Annotated in this window: 15 protein-coding genes; 6 read left to right on the top strand and 9 right to left on the bottom strand. The window is 72.5% G+C overall.

All coding sequences use genetic code 11. From position 1 onward, the window contains the following. The first annotated feature begins 14 nt into the window (after positions 1–14). The 3 genes from OG207_RS24455 to OG207_RS24445 all read left to right on the top strand — a co-directional run bounded on the left by OG207_RS24455 (position 15) and on the right by OG207_RS24445 (position 3,360). Positions 15–695 (top strand): bifunctional DNA primase/polymerase, encoded by a 681-nt coding sequence (locus tag OG207_RS24455; protein WP_329107832.1) that lies wholly within the window; start codon positions 15–17, stop codon positions 693–695. 131 nt (positions 696–826) lie between these two features. Then, the gene (locus OG207_RS24450; protein WP_329100823.1) at positions 827–1,669 is read left to right on the top strand and encodes an ABC transporter ATP-binding protein; all 843 of its coding nucleotides are present in this window, start codon (positions 827–829) and stop codon (positions 1,667–1,669) included. After that, positions 1,666–3,360 carry a transporter gene (locus OG207_RS24445; RefSeq protein WP_329100822.1) on the top strand — a complete coding sequence of 565 codons (1,695 nt, stop codon included), beginning with the start codon at positions 1,666–1,668 and terminating at the stop codon, positions 3,358–3,360. Before OG207_RS24450 ends, OG207_RS24445 begins: the two co-directional genes overlap by 4 nt. Before the next feature lie 79 nt (positions 3,361–3,439). Here OG207_RS24445 and OG207_RS24440 read toward each other — a convergent pair whose 3' ends face one another. The 3 genes from OG207_RS24440 to OG207_RS24430 all read right to left on the bottom strand — a co-directional run bounded on the left by OG207_RS24440 (position 3,440) and on the right by OG207_RS24430 (position 6,088). Next, on the bottom strand, positions 3,440–3,958 hold the full coding sequence (locus OG207_RS24440; protein WP_329100820.1) for a hypothetical protein: 519 nt from the start codon (positions 3,956–3,958) through the stop codon (positions 3,440–3,442). A 190-nt stretch (positions 3,959–4,148) separates the two neighbouring features. Beyond that, entirely contained in the window at positions 4,149–5,027 is an 879-nt protein-coding gene (locus OG207_RS24435) for an alpha/beta fold hydrolase (protein WP_314251828.1), read from the bottom strand. A gap of 368 nt (positions 5,028–5,395) precedes the next feature. Next, entirely contained in the window at positions 5,396–6,088 is a 693-nt protein-coding gene (locus OG207_RS24430) for a metal-dependent transcriptional regulator (RefSeq protein WP_329100816.1), read from the bottom strand. 257 nt (positions 6,089–6,345) lie between these two features. Here OG207_RS24430 and OG207_RS24425 point away from each other — a divergent pair, with 257 nt between their 5' ends. Next, positions 6,346–7,101 carry an SIS domain-containing protein gene (locus OG207_RS24425; protein ID WP_030009576.1) on the top strand — a complete coding sequence of 252 codons (756 nt, stop codon included), beginning with the start codon at positions 6,346–6,348 and terminating at the stop codon, positions 7,099–7,101. Between the two features lie 41 nt (positions 7,102–7,142). Here the strand turns inward: OG207_RS24425 and OG207_RS24420 are convergent, their stop codons facing one another. After that, entirely contained in the window at positions 7,143–8,492 is a 1,350-nt protein-coding gene (locus tag OG207_RS24420; protein ID WP_329100812.1) for a PAS domain-containing protein, read from the bottom strand. Positions 8,493–8,955: 463 nt separating this feature from the next. Here OG207_RS24420 and iscB point away from each other — a divergent pair, with 463 nt between their 5' ends. Beyond that, positions 8,956–9,993 carry an RNA-guided endonuclease IscB gene (gene iscB, locus OG207_RS24415; protein ID WP_329100810.1) on the top strand — a complete coding sequence of 346 codons (1,038 nt, stop codon included), beginning with the start codon at positions 8,956–8,958 and terminating at the stop codon, positions 9,991–9,993. Between the two features lie 620 nt (positions 9,994–10,613). Here the strand turns inward: iscB and pdxH are convergent. After that, entirely contained in the window at positions 10,614–11,276 is a 663-nt protein-coding gene (gene pdxH / locus OG207_RS24410) for a pyridoxamine 5'-phosphate oxidase (protein WP_329100808.1), read from the bottom strand. A gap of 200 nt (positions 11,277–11,476) precedes the next feature. Between pdxH and OG207_RS24405 the strand changes: the two genes are divergently transcribed. Beyond that, positions 11,477–12,583, top strand: a complete 1,107-nt coding sequence (locus tag OG207_RS24405) for a citrate synthase 2 (protein ID WP_329100806.1) — start codon at positions 11,477–11,479, stop codon at positions 12,581–12,583. 70 nt (positions 12,584–12,653) lie between these two features. On the opposite strand, the gene OG207_RS24400 is transcribed toward OG207_RS24405, so the two are convergent. The 4 genes from OG207_RS24400 to OG207_RS24385 form a co-directional block, all read right to left on the bottom strand. Next, positions 12,654–13,241: a TetR/AcrR family transcriptional regulator gene (locus tag OG207_RS24400; RefSeq protein WP_030009580.1), complete on the bottom strand. Its 588-nt coding sequence runs from the start codon at positions 13,239–13,241 to the stop codon at positions 12,654–12,656. Continuing rightward, the gene (locus tag OG207_RS24395) at positions 13,229–13,966 is read right to left on the bottom strand and encodes an enoyl-CoA hydratase family protein (RefSeq protein WP_329100803.1); all 738 of its coding nucleotides are present in this window, start codon (positions 13,964–13,966) and stop codon (positions 13,229–13,231) included. The genes OG207_RS24400 and OG207_RS24395 overlap by 13 nt, the downstream gene beginning before the upstream one ends. 656 nt (positions 13,967–14,622) lie before the next feature. Continuing rightward, positions 14,623–15,783 carry an acyl-CoA dehydrogenase family protein gene (locus tag OG207_RS24390; protein WP_329100801.1) on the bottom strand — a complete coding sequence of 387 codons (1,161 nt, stop codon included), beginning with the start codon at positions 15,781–15,783 and terminating at the stop codon, positions 14,623–14,625. Beyond that, the gene (locus OG207_RS24385; RefSeq protein WP_329100799.1) at positions 15,780–17,684 is read right to left on the bottom strand and encodes an ATP-binding protein; all 1,905 of its coding nucleotides are present in this window, start codon (positions 17,682–17,684) and stop codon (positions 15,780–15,782) included. The genes OG207_RS24390 and OG207_RS24385 overlap by 4 nt, the downstream gene beginning before the upstream one ends. Positions 17,685–17,686: the final 2 nt, after the last annotated feature.

Genomic DNA, 17,686 nt, shown 5'->3' with positions numbered 1-17,686 from the left:
AAGTTGTGATGGGCGTGGAAGAGACCATCGGAGTCACGGAGACCGCACCCATCCCCAAGCAGCGCGGCGAGCAGCTGCTGGACCATGCCGTGCGGTACGCGGAAGAACGGCACTGGGATGTCTTCGCCGGCACCTGGTTGGAGCCCGCGGACGGCCGCGAGCTGTGCTCCTGCGGGGCGGCGGACTGCCCGGCTCCCGGCGCGCACCCGACGGTGGAGGACTGGGCGGCACAGACCACCGGCAGCGCGGTGCAGGTCAGGCGGATCTGGGCGAAGCAACCGCAGGCCTCGATCCTGCTGCCGACCGGCCGCGCGTTCGACGCGCTGGACGTGCCCGAATCGGCCGGGTTCCTCGCGCTGGCACGGCTGGAGCGGATGGAGCGCACCCTCGGGCCGGTCACCCTCACGCCCGACCACCGGATGCTGTTCTTCGTCCTGCCGGGCGCCGGCGTCAAGGTGCCCGACCTGGTGCGCAAGCTGGGCTGGCCGGCCGCCACGATCGACCTGGTGGCTCGGGGCGAAGGCGAGTACGTCGCGGCGCCGCCCACCCGCTTCGGCGGCCGGGGCTCGGTCCAGTGGGCGCGGCGGCCCACGCCGGCGAACCGGTGGCTCCCGGACACGGAGGAGCTGATCGACGCACTGGCGTACGCGTGCGGCAGCGAGGCCGCGGCGGAACGCAGGCGCCGCCAGGGCTGACCCCCGAACTCACCCTCCGCACCTGCGAAATCAGGGCGAGAACTGATGACATAAGTAACTGCTCAAGCCTCTCCCCCTCCTCCTATGGTGAAGGAGGAACGACCAACGGGGACGTGATGAGAGGCAGGCGCATGCCGGACCAGGGCGATGCGACGGGTGGACCGAACGGAACGGGTGGCGCGCGGTCCGCGCCGCCCGCCGTGCGGGTGGAAGGCCTGTGGAAGCGGTTCGGCGACCAGGTGGCCGTCGAAGGGATAGACCTGGAGCTGCCCGCGGGGCAGTTCATCGGCCTGGTGGGCCCCAACGGCGCGGGCAAGACGACCACGCTGTCGATGGTGACCGGGCTGCTGCGCCCGGACATGGGGCGGGTCCACGTCGCGGGGCACGACGTATGGGCCGACCCGACCGCGGTGAAGGCGCGGATCGGCGTACTGCCCGAGGGGCTGCGGCTCTTCGAGCGGCTGTCGGGGCGCGAACTGCTCGGCTACATGGGCCGGCTGCGCGGGCTGCCGGGCGAGGAGACCGACAAGCGGGCGACGCAGCTGCTGGAGGTCCTCGACCTCGCGGGCTCGCAGCACAAGCTGGTCGTGGACTACTCGACCGGCATGCGCAAGAAGATCGGTCTGGCGGCGGCGCTGCTGCACAACCCCGAAGTGCTCTTCCTGGACGAGCCGTTCGAGGGCGTCGACCCGGTGTCGGCGCAGACCATCCGCGGGGTGCTGGAGCGCTACACGGCTTCCGGCGCCACGGTCATCTTCTCCTCCCACGTGATGGAGCTCGTCGAGTCGCTGTGCGACTGGGTGGCCGTGATGGCCGCCGGCCGGATCCGCGCCGCGGGCCCGCTGGCCGACGTACGGGGCTCCGCGCCCTCGCTGCAGGCCGCCTTCCTCGAACTGGTCGGCGCGCACGGGCGCGACGCGGCAGGGGACTCGCTGGAGTGGCTCGGCGGCGGCTCCGGGGCGGGATCGCGATGACCTCGCCCGCCAACCCGGCCGCAGGTCCGGCCGCAGGTCCCGCCGGCACCGTGACCGCTCCCGCCACCGGGTCCACCCGGTCCACCGGAGCCCCGTCCGTCGCGTCGGTCCCGCTGACCCCGGTCTTCGTCCGCCTCAAGCTGTCGCTCCTGCGCAACGGGCTGAAGGGCTCCTCCAAGCGCAAGGCCGCCTACTTCTCGTCGCTCGCCTTCGCCCTGGCCGTCGGCTTCCTCGTGACGCTCGGCCTGGCCCTGCTGCACGGGAACGCCCACGCCAGCACGGTCGTCGTCCTGCTGGCCGCGATCCTGGCCCTCGGCTGGGCCTTCATGCCGCTGTTCTTCCCCACCGGGGACGAGACCCTCGACGCGAGCCGGCTGGTCATGCTGCCGCTGCGCCCGCGTCCTCTCGTACGGGCCCTCCTCGTCTCCTCGCTGGTCGGCATCGGGCCGCTGTTCACGCTGTGCCTGGCCATCGGCTCCGTACTGGCCGTCGCGCGCGGCGCCGCCGGCGCGGTGGCCGCCGTGGTGGCCGCGCCCCTGCTGGTGCTCGGCTGCGTGACCCTCGCACGGGCGGTGGCCACGGCCAACGTGCGGCTGCTGAGCAGTCGCAAGGGGCGGGACATGGCGATCCTCAGCGGTCTGCTGATCGCGGTGGGCGGCCAGCTGGCCAACTTTGGTAGCCAGCGCCTCTTCGAGGTGGGCGGCCTCACCACGCTGGAGCCGGCCGAGGCCGTGGTGCGCTGGCTGCCGCCGGCGACCGCCGTCGGCATGGTGGACTCGGCGAGCGAGGGCGCGTACGGGGTGGCGGCCGCCCAACTGGCCTTGACCCTGGCCGCCGTGGCCGCCCTCCTGTGGTTCTGGGAGCGGAGCCTGACGCGGCTGATGGTCACCCCGGACGGCTCGACCCTGACGGCGGCCCAGCCGACGAGGGACCGCGGCGCGGGCGGCCTGTGGTCCCTGCTGCCCGCCGGCCGGACGGGCGCGACCATGCAGCGCACGCTGCGCTACGCCGTGCGCGACCCGAAGACCAAGGCGTCTTGGGTGACCGGACTGGCGATCGGCCTGATCATCCCCGTCTTCAACGCCCTCCAGGGCACGGGGTCCGTCTACCTCGGCTGCTTCGGCGCGGGCATGCTCGGCATGCAGATGTACAACCAGTTCGGCCAGGACACCTCCGCGTTCTGGATGGTCGCGCAGACCATCAGCTCCCCGCGCGACGCGTACGTGGAACTGCGCGCGCGGGCCGCCTCGCTGGCCCTGGTCACCGTCCCGTACACGGTCCTGGTCATGGTGGTCACGGCCGCGCTGCTCGGCGACTGGTCCACCTTCCCGGCGGCCACGGGCCTGGCCCTGGCCCTGTTGGGCTCGATGCTCTGCACGGGGGCGCTGGCCTCGGCCCGCTTCCCGTACTCGATCCCGTCGGACGGCGCCTTCAAGAACGTCGTCCCGGGACAGGCCGGACTCGCCTGGGCGGGCATCTTCGCCGGGATGCTGGCCTCGGCGGTGATCTCCGCCCCGGTGATCGCCCTGACGATCTGGATCAAGGTCGGTGGCCACCAGGACATCTCCTGGATCGCGCTCCCGCTGGGTGTGGCCTGGGGCGCACTGGCCACCTGGACGGGCCTGCGGCTCGCCGCCCCGACGGTGGCGCGCAAGCTCCCGGAGATCCTGTGGGCGGTCAGCAAGGGCTGACCGCCGACCGTACTGGAACGGGCCGGCCTCCCCTCCCCTCGCGGGAGCGGAGGCCGGCCCTCTTCGCACAGGCCCGGCGTCAGTTGGCGGCGAGCAGGACGAGTACGACGACCGAGCCGGCGAAGACGACGACGTGCCGGAGGTTCTGGAGGTACGGCATCACCCAGTCGGGGAAGCCGTCCTCGGCGGCCCGGAGCATGGACCTGACGTCGATGCGCTGTAGTTCGGCGTCACCGGACTTGGCGAAGGCGGCGGTCACGGACGGCACGGCGGTCAGGTTCGAGTAGAGGATCACACAGTTCACGAGGATGACGAGCGGCTGGACGATCCAGGACACCGTCCCGCTCCACGAGCTACCGGCGATCCCGAGCACCGCGGGCAGGGCCAGCGCCGCCGCGATCCCGACGGGGGCCCAGGTCTCGTGCCCGCCGGCGTCGAGCCGCATGCCGTTCTCCGCCATGACGCTGGTGCGCACCCCCTGCCGCCCCAACTCGGCCTCGACGGCGGCCTGGGCGCGGGCGCCGTAGCGGCTGCGCACGACGGGAATGCTCAGGAAGGCGACGGCGATCAGGAGCTGCAGGGCGGCGACGGCGTTCATCGGGGGACCTCGTTTTCTCGGTGCTTGCCTGGCGACGTCGCCACCATGAGGCCGCCCCCTGACAGGCCCCGAACACCTCACTGACAGACCGCTGACACGCTCGGTCGTACGACGGCACGACCGCCGACGGCACGACCGCCGACCGTTCCGCCCCTCCCTGCGCACCGGGGGGGCGGAACCGTCGGGGTGGTCAGGGAGCTTCGGCCTTGATGCCGTCGAGGAAGGGTTCCAAGACCTCGCGCCAGGCCGTCGGCTGGTCGTAGTGGAGGTAGTGACCCGCATCGGGGATTTCCGCGTACTGGCCGGCCGGGAGGACGCGCACCATTTCCTGGGCCTCGGCCCGGCCCAGTTCGCCGTCGAGGCCGCGGACCACCAGGGTCGGGCAGCGGACCTGGGCGAGCTCCTCCCAGTGGGCGTCGTGGACCCAGGTCTCGCGGGCCGTCAGCATCTGGCGGCGGGAGAAGACCGGGCGCCAGCCGTCCGAGGCCTCGTGCATGACCTCGGCGAAGAAGGCACCGCGGCCGGGGTCGGGACGTTCCACCCGGGGGTCGTCCTCGCCGAACCAGCGGCGGGCCGCGTCCTGGGTGGGGAAGGGGAGGGGCCAGTGGTGGAACCAGTCCTCCCATTCCTGCTGGGAGGCCGCGCCCAGGGCGGAGGCGCGCATGTCGCAGATGACCACGGCTTCGACCAGGTCCGGGCGGCGGGCCGCGAGCTGCCAGGCGGTGAGGGCGCCCATGGAGTGGCCGATCAGTGTCACGGGGGCGAGGCCGAGCTGCTCGACGGCCGCTTCCGCGTCGGCCACGAAGGCCTCACGGCCCAGGGAGGTGGGGGTGCCGTCGGGGGCGGCGGGCGGGCGGGCGCTCTGGCCGTGTCCGCGCTGGTCCAGGGCCACGACGCGGCGGCGCTCGCGGAGCCAGCGGGCGGTGCCGGCCCAGTGGAAGGCGCGGCCCATCAGCCCGTGCAGTAACAGCACCCCGGGGCGGGTGTCGGGCTCGGCCTCTGCTTCGCGGAACTCCCAGGCGGCCAGGCGGACGCCTTCGGCCCCTGTCACATCGACGCGCTGTACCACCGCAGATGCACCCCCTTCGCTCCCCGCCAGACTATCGAACCCGTATTCGAGAACGGGTTTTTCGCCTACAACACCGCTCTTTCGAGTGACCTTGCTCAAGGATTGACCGCCGCTGCCGATGGAGATCCTTTCAACAGGGAGGCGGGCCGCTCGGGGAAGACGGTCCGAGGGGACGACCTTGAGAGCTCGGGGCTCCAGGTCACAAGGGGAGGACCGGTCCCGGCGCCGAAAGGCGCCGGGACCGCCCACACCAAGGGCTGGTCATCCGTACGGGTCACGACCCGTGGGACAGGAACCCCCGGAACGCGTCTCGTACGGATCGATCCCCCGGACTCATCCGCGTCGACGCGAACGCCGACGCGCCGGGATCAGCGCTTCGCCACGAACACGTGCGAGGCGACCTCCACGTCCAGCTCGGCGGCCTCACCGCCACTGCCGACCAGCACACCCCCCGGAGACTCGGTCACGCTCACCACCGCGCCGGGCTGCACGCCCGCCCGCCGGAGCGTGTACATCAACTGGGCGTCCGTCTGGATCGGCTCACCGATCCGCCGGACGACCACGGTCTTGCCCTCGGTGCCCGCATCGAGCTCGGACAGGCTGACCATGCCGTCCTCCAAGAACGGGTCGGCCTCGGCCTTCTCACCCAGCTCCTCCAGCCCCGGGATCGGGTTTCCGTACGGCGACTCGGTCGGGTGGCGCAGCAACTCCAGCACCCGCCGCTCCACCGCTTCGCTCATCACGTGCTCCCAACGGCAGGCCTCCGCGTGCACCTGCTCCCACTCCAGCCCGATGACGTCGACGAGCAGACACTCCGCGAGCCGGTGCTTGCGCATCACGCGCGTGGCCAGTCGGCGGCCCTCCTCCGTCAGTTCGAGGTGCCGGTCGCTGGCGACGGCCACCAGGCCGTCCCGCTCCATGCGCGCCACCGTCTGGCTCACCGTCGGACCGCTCTGGTCGAGCCGCTCGGCGATCCGGGCGCGCATGGGGACCACGCCTTCCTCTTCCAGCTCGAGGATGGTGCGGAGATACATCTCCGTGGTATCGATCAGTCCGGACATTCGTGCCCCTCGGATTGCGTGCGCTGGCCCTGCCCCCAATTCTGACGCATCGGGCCGACAACCGTCCCGTGCCGAGCGTCAAGACGGCTCCCGGACATCCCCCCGACATCCCCGGGAAGATCGTTCGGGGATGTCGGGGGCGCGCGACCAGAGCTTTCGGCACGGGATTGACGTTCGTATTGACACACCCTTGGTCCAGACCGCACGGTGAGCGGCGGACACGGACGCTCCCCCACCCCTGGAAGGGCCATCGGCGTATGAGCGAGAGCAAGCTGGCCGGCCAGTTCTTCGATGCCGCCATCGGTCTGCTGGAGCGGGTGCGGGACGAGGAGGCCCCGCACATCGCCGAGGCCGGCTCCCTCATCGCCGACGCGGTCGCCGCCGGCAACCGGCTCTTCGCCTTCGGCGCCGGGCATTCCTCGCTGCCCGCCCAGGACGTCGTCTACCGGGCCGGCGGCCTGGCCCTGATGAACTTCCTCGCCGTCCCCGGCACGGCCGGCGTCGACGTCATGCCCGCGACCCTGGGCAGCGCCCTGGAGCGGGTCGACGGCCTGGCCGGCGCCGTCCTCGACAGCAGCCCCGCCTCCGACGGCGACGTCCTCGTGATCATCTCCCTCTCCGGGCGCAACGCCCTGCCCGTCGAGATGGCGATGAACGCCCGCGCCATCGGCCTCAAGGTCATCGGCGTGACCTCGGTGGCGTACGCGACCGGGACCAAGTCACGGCACCTCTCCGGCACCTTCCTCAAGGACCACTGCGACGTCGTCCTCGACAGCAAGATCGCGGTCGGCGACGCCGAGCTGAGCATCGACGGCATCGACGCGCCCTTCGCCCCCGCCTCCACCGTGGTGACCAGCGCGATCATGCAGGCCGTCATGGCGACGGCGGCCGGCGAGCTCGCCGCCCGCGGGGTGGAGCCCCCGCTGCTGCGCTCGGGCAACGTCGACGGCGGCCACGAGTGGAACGGCCGCGTGATGCAGGAGTACGGCGACCGGATCTTCTTCCGGCACTGAGGGGTCGGCCCGGGAGGCGCCTGCGGGCACCCGGGCCGCGCTCACTCCTCGCCCGGACCGGCCGGACCCGCCGGACCTGCCGGACCCGCCGGACCCGCCGCCAGGTCCAGGTCGGCCGCGACCCGGGCCGCGACCTCCTCCGCGTACACCGCGTCCGCGCGCTCGAAGGCCGCCCGCGAGGGCCCGCGCAGGAACGTCAGCGCCCCCAGGGTCCGCCCCCGGCTCCGCAACACCGTGCACAGCCCGTGCACGGCGCCCTCGGGCCACTGGCGCGCCCGCGCCCACTGCGCGTCCGCCTCCCCGCGCGGGGCGCTGGTGCGCACCGAGCCGATCCGGTCCAGCGCCTGCAGCGCCGGGTGCCCGGCCGCGTACCGGACGGGGATCGACCCGGGCCCCGGCAGCACCGGCGGCGACGCGGCGGACCGTACGAGCCTGCGCCGCTCGGGGTCGGCCGTGGGGTCCAGTACGTCCAGCAGCGCGTGCTCGGCGAAGCCGGCGAGGGCGAAGTCCAGGCGGACGGCGGCCGCTTCGGCCGGATCCTCGCACTCGGCGGCGGCCCGCCCCGCCCGGTGGAGCTGGTGCGAGCGGAACCGCAGCTGCGCGGTGTCCAGTTGCTCCTGGCGGGCCTCGGTGACGTCCTGGAACAGCCAGCCGACGCCCAGCGGTACGGGCTCCTCCGCGAGCGGCGAGGCCAACCGCAGGAACCCGCACCGCCAGCACCTGCGCCGCACCCCCTCCGCCGTGCGCACCGACACCCACATCTCCACCGGCGCGGGCGGGGCCCCTTCGGCGAGCACGTGCTGGAGCGCGCCCTCCAACTCCTCGACGCCCTGGGTCAACAGCTCTCCCAGGGGCCGCCCGAGCAGTGCGGTGCGGCCGGTCCCGAAGGCCCGGGCGGCGTGCCCGTTGACCACGGCGGGCCGCAGGTCGACGTCGACCAGGACGACGCCCCACGAGGCGTCCTCCATCAGGGCCTCGCTCAGCGCGATGGAGCGCTCCAGGTCGATCTGGGCGTGCACCTCGCTGAAGGCGCAGTACACCCCGGCGGGTTTCCCGTCCGCGCCGGGCACCCCGGCGGACTGGGTCCGTACGAGGACGCGCCCGCCGTCCTTGGTCAGCAACGCGAACTCGTGCACCTGCCGGCCGGGCACGTGCTGGACGGCCATCAGCCGGTCCTGGACGTCGTGCGCGTCGGCGGCCCGCACTGCCCAACCCTCGAAGCCCTTGCGACCCACGGCCTCGGCCGCGGTCCACCCCAGGATCCGCTCGGCCTCGCGGTTCCAGTGGGTGATCACGCCGTCGGAGTCGAACGCGCACAGGGCGGCGTCCATCCCGTCCAGCAGCGCTGCGAGCAGATCGTCAGCGGTCTCGTTACGTCCGTAGGCACTCACCTGGGACCCCCAGCAGGTGTTCGCGTATGCGGCACGTCAGATCATTGAACTCGAACGTGACCCACACCACACCACTTTCGGGGAAATCGGCGCGCATCCCCACACACCTGGGAAAGCACCACCGGAACGGCCACACGTTCGAGTGACCAGCCCCAGTCATCACGATCCCCGGATCAGTAGAGGTGCCTAGATGACTACGTTCCGCACGGGCGAGCGGACCCACCAGGCTGTGCTTCCTCAGCAACCTGCTCTGGAATCCGCGGGCGCAGACACCCCTGGGAGCAGGGACGAAACGGCTCACGGGCTCCCGGCCGCAATGCCGGGCACCGGTGTGGAACATGGGCGAGGGGAGACCGGCGAAGTCCGCACCGGGACACGTCGGCGGCACGCCCGATCTGCCGCTTCGGCAGCGGAGACGGCAGAGACCGGGAGCGGTGACGCTCCCCGCCCGGCAGCAAGCCGAGTGTTCGTGCTGGCCAAGGGGGGCGAGCCGCTGATGCCCTGCCATCAGGCCCGTGCACGCGAGTTGCTCGCTGGTGGACGTGCCGTCGTGGCACGGCGTGCTCCGTTCACCATCCGGCTCAAGCACCGTACCCGTGCGGGCTCGGCCGTCGAAGGCGTACAGCTGCGCCTCGATCCTGGCTCCAAGGCGACGGGTATCGCCATCGCCGACGAGCGTCACCGGAACGGCCCGAAGGGCCGAACCGCGGTCGCCCGCCGGGGTCTGATCACTCTCGAACTCCGGCACCGGGGACAACAGATCCACGGCGGCATGGTGCGACGCGCCGCCTATCGGCGCCGGAGGCGCTCGGCGAATCTCCGGTACCGGGCGCCCCGGCACGACAACCGCCCGCGGCCGGACGGCTGGCTCCCCCCGTCCCTGCGCCATCGCGTCGACTCGACCACGGCCGTGGTCGCGCGACTGTGCCGATATGCACCAGTGCGTGAGATCCACGTGGAGCAGGTGGCATTCGACACGACCGCATTCGCCGGAGTCATGCCGTCCTGCGTGCAGGACGGCATCGAGCCGACGTACGCCGCCTCCGAGGTCCCTCAGTTCCTCCGGGCCAAATGGAAGAGGTCCTGCGCCTACTGCGACGCCACGGGGGTGCCTCTCAACATCGATCACGTCCGTGCACGAAGCCGTGGTGGATCGGATCGGGTATCGAACCTCGTCCTCGCTTGTGTTCCCTGCAATCAGGCAAAGGGGACGGCACCCGTCCAGGAGTTCCTCGCCGACCGGCCGGCCCGGCTGGAACGCGTGATCAGGCAGCTGAGGAAACCTCTGCAGGACGTGGCCGCCACTAACGCCACCAGGCTCCAGCTCGTGAAAGCGCTCGCAACGCAGAGTGTGCCGGTGCATGCGTGGTCGGGCGGGCGTACCCACTGGAACCGGTTCGCGATGGGCTTGCCGAAGAGCCACACGCTCGACGCCCTGACCAACGGAGTCATCGACCACGAGCGGGGGACGCGCTCGTCCGGGTACCCGCGCAGATCCTAGTGGTGTCGTCGACCGGGCGTGGTTCGTACGCCAGGACCACCCCTGACCGCTTCGGATTCCCCCGCTTGCAACGGCCCCGCGGCAAGGTCCACCACGGGTACGCAACCGGAGACCTGGTGGCGGCCGTCGTGCCCAGAGGAAAGTGGGTCGGCAGGTGGGTGGGACGCATCGCGGTCCGGACCAGCGGCCAGCATCGCATCACGACGTCGACCAGCCGCTTTGACGTCTCCCACCGGAACTTGCGGCTACTTCAGAGAGCCGATGGATACACCTACGGATTCGCCGAAGAAATTCGATTGAGCGGACCGCACGAGCCTGCCTAGAGTGGAGGCACACTGAAAGGAGGTGATCCCGGAAATGTACGAACTCCGGACGCGTGAGGTGGCTGCGGGCTAGGGCCCGTCGTCAGTAGCGCACCCAGTGCGGTGCCCGGCGGAATCGCCCGGCGCCAATCCCAAGCAGTCACCCGACCCGCGGGCTCGCCGGCACGTCCGGCCGGCTTCTCTCACTGCAGGAGAGAAACCCGAGCCCGCGGGTCGCCTGCGTTCACCGCTCCCGCTCGGGGTGAGCGGGAGCGTACGGTCCCACTGGCGGGAGCCGCCGCAGACCCGCCCGCCCGGCTACGGGCAGAGCCGCTCCACGCGCCACTTGGCCCCGTCCAGGACGTAGTGCAGACGGTCGTGCAGGCGGTTCTCGTGGCCCTGCCAGAATTCCACCTCCTGCGGGACCACGCGCAGGCCGCCCCACTCCGGCGGGACCGGCACCTGCTCGCCCTCCGGGTAGCGGGCCGCCAGCTCGGCGTAGCGCCGGTCCAGCTCCGCACGGGAATCGATGACGCTGGACTGCTCGCTCGCCCAGGCACCCAGCTGGGAACCGTGCGGGCGGGAGCGGAAGTACGCGGCTGTCTCGTCGCGGCCGATCCGGGCCGCCGTACCGGTGACGATCACCTGGCGGGCGATCGGGTGCCACGGAAACAGCAGCGCGACCTGCGGGTTCTCGGCCAGCTCGCGGCCCTTGCGCGAGGCGTAATTGGTGAAGAAGACGAAGCCCCGGCCGTCGAACTGCTTCATCAGCACCGTCCGCGAACTGGGCCGGCCGTCCGGGGTGGCCGTCGATACGACCATGGCGTTCGGCTCGAAGAGGTGCGAGTCGGCGGCCTGCTGGAACCAGAGCGCGAACTGGTCCATCGGATGCTCGGCGAGGCTCCCCTCGTCGACGATCTCCGAGCGGTACTGCTTGCGCATCATGGCGGGGTCAATGTCCTGATCGGTCACGCTTGCCATCCTGCCGCAGCCGGACCGGCGACGGTGTGCCGTATGTCACGCTTCCGCAGTCGGGGCGGAGCGGCCAAAATCTTGGGGCCGGTCCGAAGGTCCCCGAGCGGGTGACCGACGGCCGTGCCGGGCATCAACGGGGATGACCGCGCCGGACCGCGAATCACGCCGGGAGCCGCGCGTGTTCGCACTATCTGAGGAGCCGCCTGATGTCCGACTTCGTACCCGGGCTCGAAGGGGTCGTCGCGTTCGAGACGGAGATCGCCGAACCCGACAAGGAAGGCGGGTCGCTCCGCTACCGGGGCGTCGACATCGAAGACCTCGTCGGCCACGTCTCCTTCGGGAACGTCTGGGGCCTGCTGGTCGACGGTGCCTTCAACCCGGGCCTGCCCGCCGCCGAACCTTTCCCCATCCCGGTCCACTCCGGTGACATCCGCGTCGACGTCCAGTCCGCGCTCGCGATGCTCGCCCCCGTGTGGGGTCTGAAACCACTGCTGGACATCGACGTGCAGACCGCCCGTGACGACCTCGCGCGCGCAGCCGTGATGGCACTGTCGTACGTCGCCCAGTCCGCCCGCGGCCAGGGCCTGCCCATGGTGCCGCAGCGGGAGATCGACAAGGCCGAGTCCGTCGTCGAGCGGTTCATGATCCGCTGGCGGGGCGAGCCGGACCCGCGGCACGTCAAGGCCGTCGACGCGTACTGGACCTCGGCCGCCGAGCACGGCATGAACGCCTCCACCTTCACCGCGCGGGTGATCGCATCGACCGGCGCGGACGTCGCCGCCGCGCTGTCCGGCGCCGTGGGCGCCATGTCGGGACCGCTGCACGGCGGGGCGCCGTCCCGCGTGCTCGGCATGATCGAGGAGATCGAGCGCACCGGCGACGCCGTGGCGTACGTGAAGAAGGCTCTCGACAAGGGCGAGCGGCTGATGGGCTTCGGGCACCGCGTCTACCGTGCCGAGGACCCGCGCGCCCGCGTGCTGCGGCGCACCGCCAAGGAGCTCGACGCGCCGCGCTACGAGGTGGCCGCCGCGCTGGAGAAGGCCGCACTGGAAGAACTGCACGCGCGCCGCCCCGACCGGGTGCTCGCCACGAACGTGGAGTTCTGGGCCGCGATCATGCTGGACTTCGCCGAGGTCCCCGCGCACATGTTCACGTCGATGTTCAGCTGCGCCCGCACCGCCGGCTGGTCGGCGCACATCCTGGAGCAGAAGCGCACGGGCCGCCTGGTGCGGCCCTCGGCCCGCTACACCGGGCCCGGGCGGCGCAACCCGCAGGAGATCGAGGGCTACGCGGACATCGCCGAGACGGCGTAACCGCCGCTCGTGTCCTGGGGCGCCGTATCCCGCTCTCGCGGGGTGCGGCGCCCTTCCCGTTCCCGCCGCCTCAGCCCAGGGCCGCGTCCAGGATCCGGGACCACTGGGCCACCACCCGGGCCCGGCGGGCCGTATCGTCGGTGAGCACGTTGGCGAGGCCCAGGCCCCGCGCCATGTCCAGCAGACCCTGCACGGTCTCCCGTACGCCCGGCACCGACTCGTCCGCACCCAGCAGCTCGACGGCGATGCGGTGGGTCTCGCGACCGACCCGGGCCTCCAGTTCGGTGACCTGGGGGCGCAGCTGCTCCTCGTTGGAGGCGGCCACCCACAACTGCAGGGCGGCCCGGAAGAGGGCGCCGGTGTACAGGTCGACCAGCGCCTCCACCACGGCGGGCCGGGCGGCCGGGCCGGCGTGGAAGAGGTCGCGCAGGGCCGTGGAGCGCTCCTCGGCGACGTACTCGACGGCCGCGGTGAACAGGTCCTCGCGGGTCGGGAAGTGGTGCTGGGCGGCGCCGCGCGAAACCCCGGCCCGTTCCGCGACGACCGAGACGGTCGAACCGGCCCAGCCGTGCTCCGCCAGGCAGGACACCGCCGCCTCCAGGAGGTGGCGGCGGGTGACGCGGCTGCGCGCCTGCTTGGGGCCGGTCACAGCGACCATGACGGTTCCCGGCGCTCGAAACGGGCGGTGATGCCTTCGCGGGCCTCTTCGGAGGCGAACAGTCCGGCGGACAGCTCGGTCAGGCGGGATCCGTCGCGGGCGAGGGCCTCGCGTACGGCGGCGGACGTCAACGCCTTGGTCGCGGCCAGCCCCTGCGGGGAGGCCTTGCGCAGGCCGGCGAGTACCGGCTCCAGGGCCGTGTCCACGTCCTCGCCGTGCAGGGTGAGCAGTCCGATCCGGGCGGCCTCGGCGGCGTCGAAGGCCTCGGCGGTGAGGAAGTAGCGGGCCGCGGCGCGCGGGTCGAGGCGGGGCAGCAGCGGCATGGAGATCACCGCGGGGGCGAGGCCCAGGTGGGTCTCGGTGAAGGCGTACGAGGACTGCGGTCCGGCGGCGGCGACGTCGCAGACACCGAGCAGCCCGAGGCCGCCGGCCCGGACGTGGCCGGTGACCCGGGCGACGACGGGCTTGGGGAGCTCGGCGGTCTCGCGGAGCAGGGCCAGGAAGTCGGCGGGATCGCAAGGTGACTTGAGGTCGGCCCCGGCGCAGAAGGTGTTGCCGGTGTGGGTGAGGACGACGGCCCGGACGTCCGCGTCCGCGGCGGTGGCGGCGAGCGCGGAGCGGAGCTCGGCGACGAGGTCGACGGAAAGGGCGTTGCGGTTGCCCGGGGAGTCCAGGGTGAGGGTGGCGATGCCGGTCGCCTGGGCGGCGTGCACTCGTGGGGCCATGTCTCCTCCGGAGTGGCTTGCGGATGGGGGTACTTCGGGAGCCGGGTCCCTCCGGGAGGGTACGTGGACGGCTGCGGTGTGCCCTGCGGTGTGCCCTGCGGGCGGCTCGGCGGTGTTCGGCTCGGTGGCACGTTGCCTCGTGCCGAGGTGGGTCGCCTCAATCGCCGGCGGGGCTTCAAAGGGTGGGGCGGGGCCCCGCACGAGGGTCTCCTCGGCTCGGCGCGCGCGGGCACGTCTCGGCTGTACCCGGCGGTCGCGCCTCGTCCTGCGGGGACCCTCCTGCGTGTCCCCGCCCCACGGCAGAGCTTCGACAGCTACGACCCATCCCCCCAACGCCAAGGCTCCTCCTCCCTCCATCCGGGCCCGTGCCGCCGAGGTGTGGGGGACGTGCGGGCGTGTGCCGCTGAGGGGTGGGGGGACGTGGCGGGGTGTCCCCGCAGGACGAGCGCGCACCACCGGGCACAACCGAGACATGGCGCACCGCGCGAGCCGAGGAGACACCCCGCCACGGCCCCCCGCCCCGACCCCCACCCACCACCACATGCCCCCGCCGACGCACAAGGCACGGGCCCGCGCCTCCAGCCTCGCCGGCGATTGAGGCGCGGGTCCGGGCGGAGCCCGGTGGGGATTCGGACCCGCCGGACACGCCGGACACGCTAGTAGGACTTCGGTAGGCCCAGGGTTTGGTGGGAGATGAAGTTCAGGATCATCTCGCGGCTGACCGGGGCGATGCGGGCCACGCGGGCCGCGGTGATGAGGGAGGCCAGGCCGTATTCGCGGGTCAGGCCGTTGCCGCCGAGGGTGTGGACCGCCTGGTCCACCGCACGGACGCAGGCCTCCCCGGCGGCGTACTTGGCCATGTTGGCCGCCTCGCCCGCGCCCATGTCGTCGCCCGCGTCGTACAGCGCGGCCGCCTTTTGGGTCATCAGGCGGGCCAGTTCCAGTTCGATGTGCGCCTGGGCCAGCGGGTGGGCCACGGCCTGGTGGGCGCCGATGGGCGCCTTCCAGACCTGGCGGGTCTTCGCGTAGTCGACGGCCTTGGCGAGGGCGTGGCGGCCCATCCCGATGGCGAAGGCGGCGGTCATGATCCGCTCGGGGTTGAGTCCGGCGAACAACTGGAGCAGGCCCGCGTCCTCGTCGCCGACCAGGGCCGAGGAGGGCAGGCGGACCTCGTCCAGGGTGAGTTCGAACTGCTTCTCCGCGGCGGCCAGTTCCATGTCGATGACCGAGCGGGTGAAGCCGGGGGCGTCGCGCGGCACGATGAACAGGCAGGGCTTGAGGCTGCCGGTACGAGCGTCTTCGGTGCGGCCGACGATGAGGGTGGCGTCGGCGATGTCGACGCCGGAGATGAAGACCTTGCGGCCGGTGAGGATCCAGTCCTCGCCGTCGCGGCGGGCCGTGGTGGTGATCCGGTGGGAGTTGGACCCGGCGTCGGGTTCGGTGATGCCGAAGGCCATGGTGCGGCTGCCGTCGGCGAGGCCCGGCAGCCAGGCCTCCTTCTGGGCGTCCGTGCCGAAGCGGGCGATGACCGTGCCGCAGATGGCGGGCGAGACGACCATCATGAGGAGGGGACAGCCCGCGGCCCCGAGTTCTTCCAGGACGATGGAGAGTTCGGCGATGCCGCCGCCCCCGCCGCCGTACTCCTCGGGCAGGTTGACCCCGAGGTAGCCGAGCTTCGCGGCGTCGGCCCACAGCTCGTCGGGGTGGCCGCCCTCGCGGGCGACACGGGTGAGGTAGTCGCGGCCGTAGCGCTGTCCGAGTGCGGCGACGGCGGCGCGCAGGGCGGTGTGCTCTTCGGTTTCGATGACGGTGCTCATGCTTGCGGTTCCTCCTGGACTACGGCGAGCAGGGCGCCGAACTCGACCTGTTGGCCGGTGGCGACGTGGAGCGCGGTGAGCTTGCCGGAGGCGGGAGCGAGGATGCGGTGCTCCATCTTCATGGCCTCCAGCCAGAGCAGGGGCTGGCCGGCGGTGACGGGGCTGCCGGGGGCCAGGCCCTCGGCGATGCGGACGACGGTGCCGGGCATGGGGGCGAGCAGCGAGCCCGGTTCGGTCCGGTCCTGGGGGTCCGGGAAGCGGGGGACGGGAGTGAAGGTGTGGGCGCCGAGTGCGGAGTCCACGTAGATCTCGTTCGATTTTTGTTTCACGTGGAACGCACGGCGGATTCCGTCGACTTCGAGGGTGACGAGGTCCGGGGAGGTGGAGACGACCCGGACACCGGGGTGGTTCACCGGGTGGTACTGGACCTCGTACTCGGTGCCGGCCGCGGTGTAGCGGCGGGTCTGGGGCTGGGAGCGGACGTTGCGCCAGCCGCCGAGGCGGGCGGCGAGCGGGGCGTCCGGGCCGGGGGCCGCTTCGGCGAGGGCGGCGGCGAGGGCGGCCGGAGCGGCGTCCGGGGCACTGCCGGTGAGGGTGTCGAGGTGGCGGTCGTAGAAGCCGGTGTCGAGCTGCGCGGCGGCGAACTCCGGGTGCCGCAGGGAGCCCACGAGGAGTTCGCGGTTGGTGGTGAGCCCGTGGATGCGGGCTCCGGCGAGGGCGGCGGCGAGGGCCCGGACGGCCCCGGCGCGGGTGGGGGCGTGGGCGACGACCTTGGCGAGCATGGGGTCGTAGTGGATGCCGACGGTGTCCCCGTCGGTGAAGCCGGTGTCCACGCGGATCTCGCCCGGGATGGCGAGGGTGTGCAGGACGCCGGTCTGCGGGCGCCAGTCCCGGGCGGGGTCTTCGGCGTAGAGCCGGGCTTCGACGGCGTGGCCGGTGGGCTGCGGGGGCGCCGGGGGCAGGGCCTCGCCCTCGGCGACGCGCAGCTGCAGGGCGACGAGGTCGAGCCCGAAGACGGCTTCGGTGACGGGGTGTTCGACTTGGAGTCGGGTGTTCATCTCGAGGAAGTACGGGCGTCCGTCGGCGGTGACGAGGAACTCGACGGTGCCCGCGCCCTCGTACGAGACCGCGCGGGCCGCGGCGACGGCTGCGGTGTGGAGGCTCTCGCGCAGGGCGTCCGGCAGGCCCGGTGCCGGCGCCTCCTCGATGACCTTCTGGTGGCGCCGCTGGAGGGAGCAGTCGCGGGTGCCCAGCGCCCAGACGGTGCCGTGGGCGTCGGCAAGGATCTGCACCTCGACGTGGCGGCCGCGTTCCACGTAGGGCTCGGCGAAGACCTCGCCGTCCCCGAAGGCGGAGCGGGCCTCGGCCGAGGCGGCGTCGAGGGCCTCCCCCAGCTGCTCGAGGTCGCGGACCACGCGCATGCCGCGGCCACCGCCGCCGGCCGCGGCCTTGAGGAGGAGGGGCAGGTCGGCGGCCGTGGCGGCGGCTGGATCGACGGGGTCGAGGAGCGGCACCCCGGCGGTGCGCATCAGTTCCTTGGCCCGGATCTTGGAGGCCATGGCCTCGATGGCTTCGGGGGGCGGGCCGATCCAGGTCAGTCCGGCGGCCAGGACTTCGCGGGCGAAGTCGGCGTTCTCGGAGAGGAAGCCGTAGCCGGGGTGGACGGCGTCGGCGCCCGCGGCGAGGGCGGCCTTGATGATGAGGTCGCCGCGCAGGTAGGTGTCGGCGGGGGCCGCGCCGGGCAGCCGTACGGCCGCGTCGGCGTCGCGGACGTGCAGGGCGTCGGCGTCCGGGTCGGAGTGGACGGCGACGGTGGCCAGGCCCAGGGCGCGGGCGGTGCGGAAGATCCGGACGGCGATCTCGCCGCGGTTGGCGACGAGGAGGGAGGTCAAGTTCGTCATGT

This window comes from Streptomyces sp. NBC_01439 (assembly GCF_036227605.1).
GTDB lineage: Bacteria > Actinomycetota > Actinomycetes > Streptomycetales > Streptomycetaceae > Streptomyces.
This window is presented reverse-complemented; position numbering and strand designations above follow the sequence as displayed.

Excerpts from the sequence above, each read along its gene's own strand:
- OG207_RS24405 (WP_329100806.1), top strand. The coding sequence starts at position 11,477 with ATGTCCGACTTCGTACCCGGGCTCGAAGGGGTCGTCGCGTTCGAGACG.
- OG207_RS24395 (WP_329100803.1), bottom strand. The coding sequence starts at position 13,966 with ATGGCCCCACGAGTGCACGCCGCCCAGGCGACCGGCATCGCCACCCTC.
- OG207_RS24400 (WP_030009580.1), bottom strand. The coding sequence starts at position 13,241 with ATGGTCGCTGTGACCGGCCCCAAGCAGGCGCGCAGCCGCGTCACCCGC.
- OG207_RS24450 (WP_329100823.1), top strand. The coding sequence starts at position 827 with ATGCCGGACCAGGGCGATGCGACGGGTGGACCGAACGGAACGGGTGGC.
- pdxH (WP_329100808.1), bottom strand. The coding sequence starts at position 11,276 with ATGGCAAGCGTGACCGATCAGGACATTGACCCCGCCATGATGCGCAAG.
- OG207_RS24445 (WP_329100822.1), top strand. The coding sequence starts at position 1,666 with ATGACCTCGCCCGCCAACCCGGCCGCAGGTCCGGCCGCAGGTCCCGCC.
- OG207_RS24385 (WP_329100799.1), bottom strand. The coding sequence starts at position 17,684 with ATGACGAACTTGACCTCCCTCCTCGTCGCCAACCGCGGCGAGATCGCC.
- OG207_RS24430 (WP_329100816.1), bottom strand. The coding sequence starts at position 6,088 with ATGTCCGGACTGATCGATACCACGGAGATGTATCTCCGCACCATCCTC.
- OG207_RS24440 (WP_329100820.1), bottom strand. The coding sequence starts at position 3,958 with ATGAACGCCGTCGCCGCCCTGCAGCTCCTGATCGCCGTCGCCTTCCTG.
- OG207_RS24425 (WP_030009576.1), top strand. The coding sequence starts at position 6,346 with ATGAGCGAGAGCAAGCTGGCCGGCCAGTTCTTCGATGCCGCCATCGGT.
- OG207_RS24390 (WP_329100801.1), bottom strand. The coding sequence starts at position 15,783 with ATGAGCACCGTCATCGAAACCGAAGAGCACACCGCCCTGCGCGCCGCC.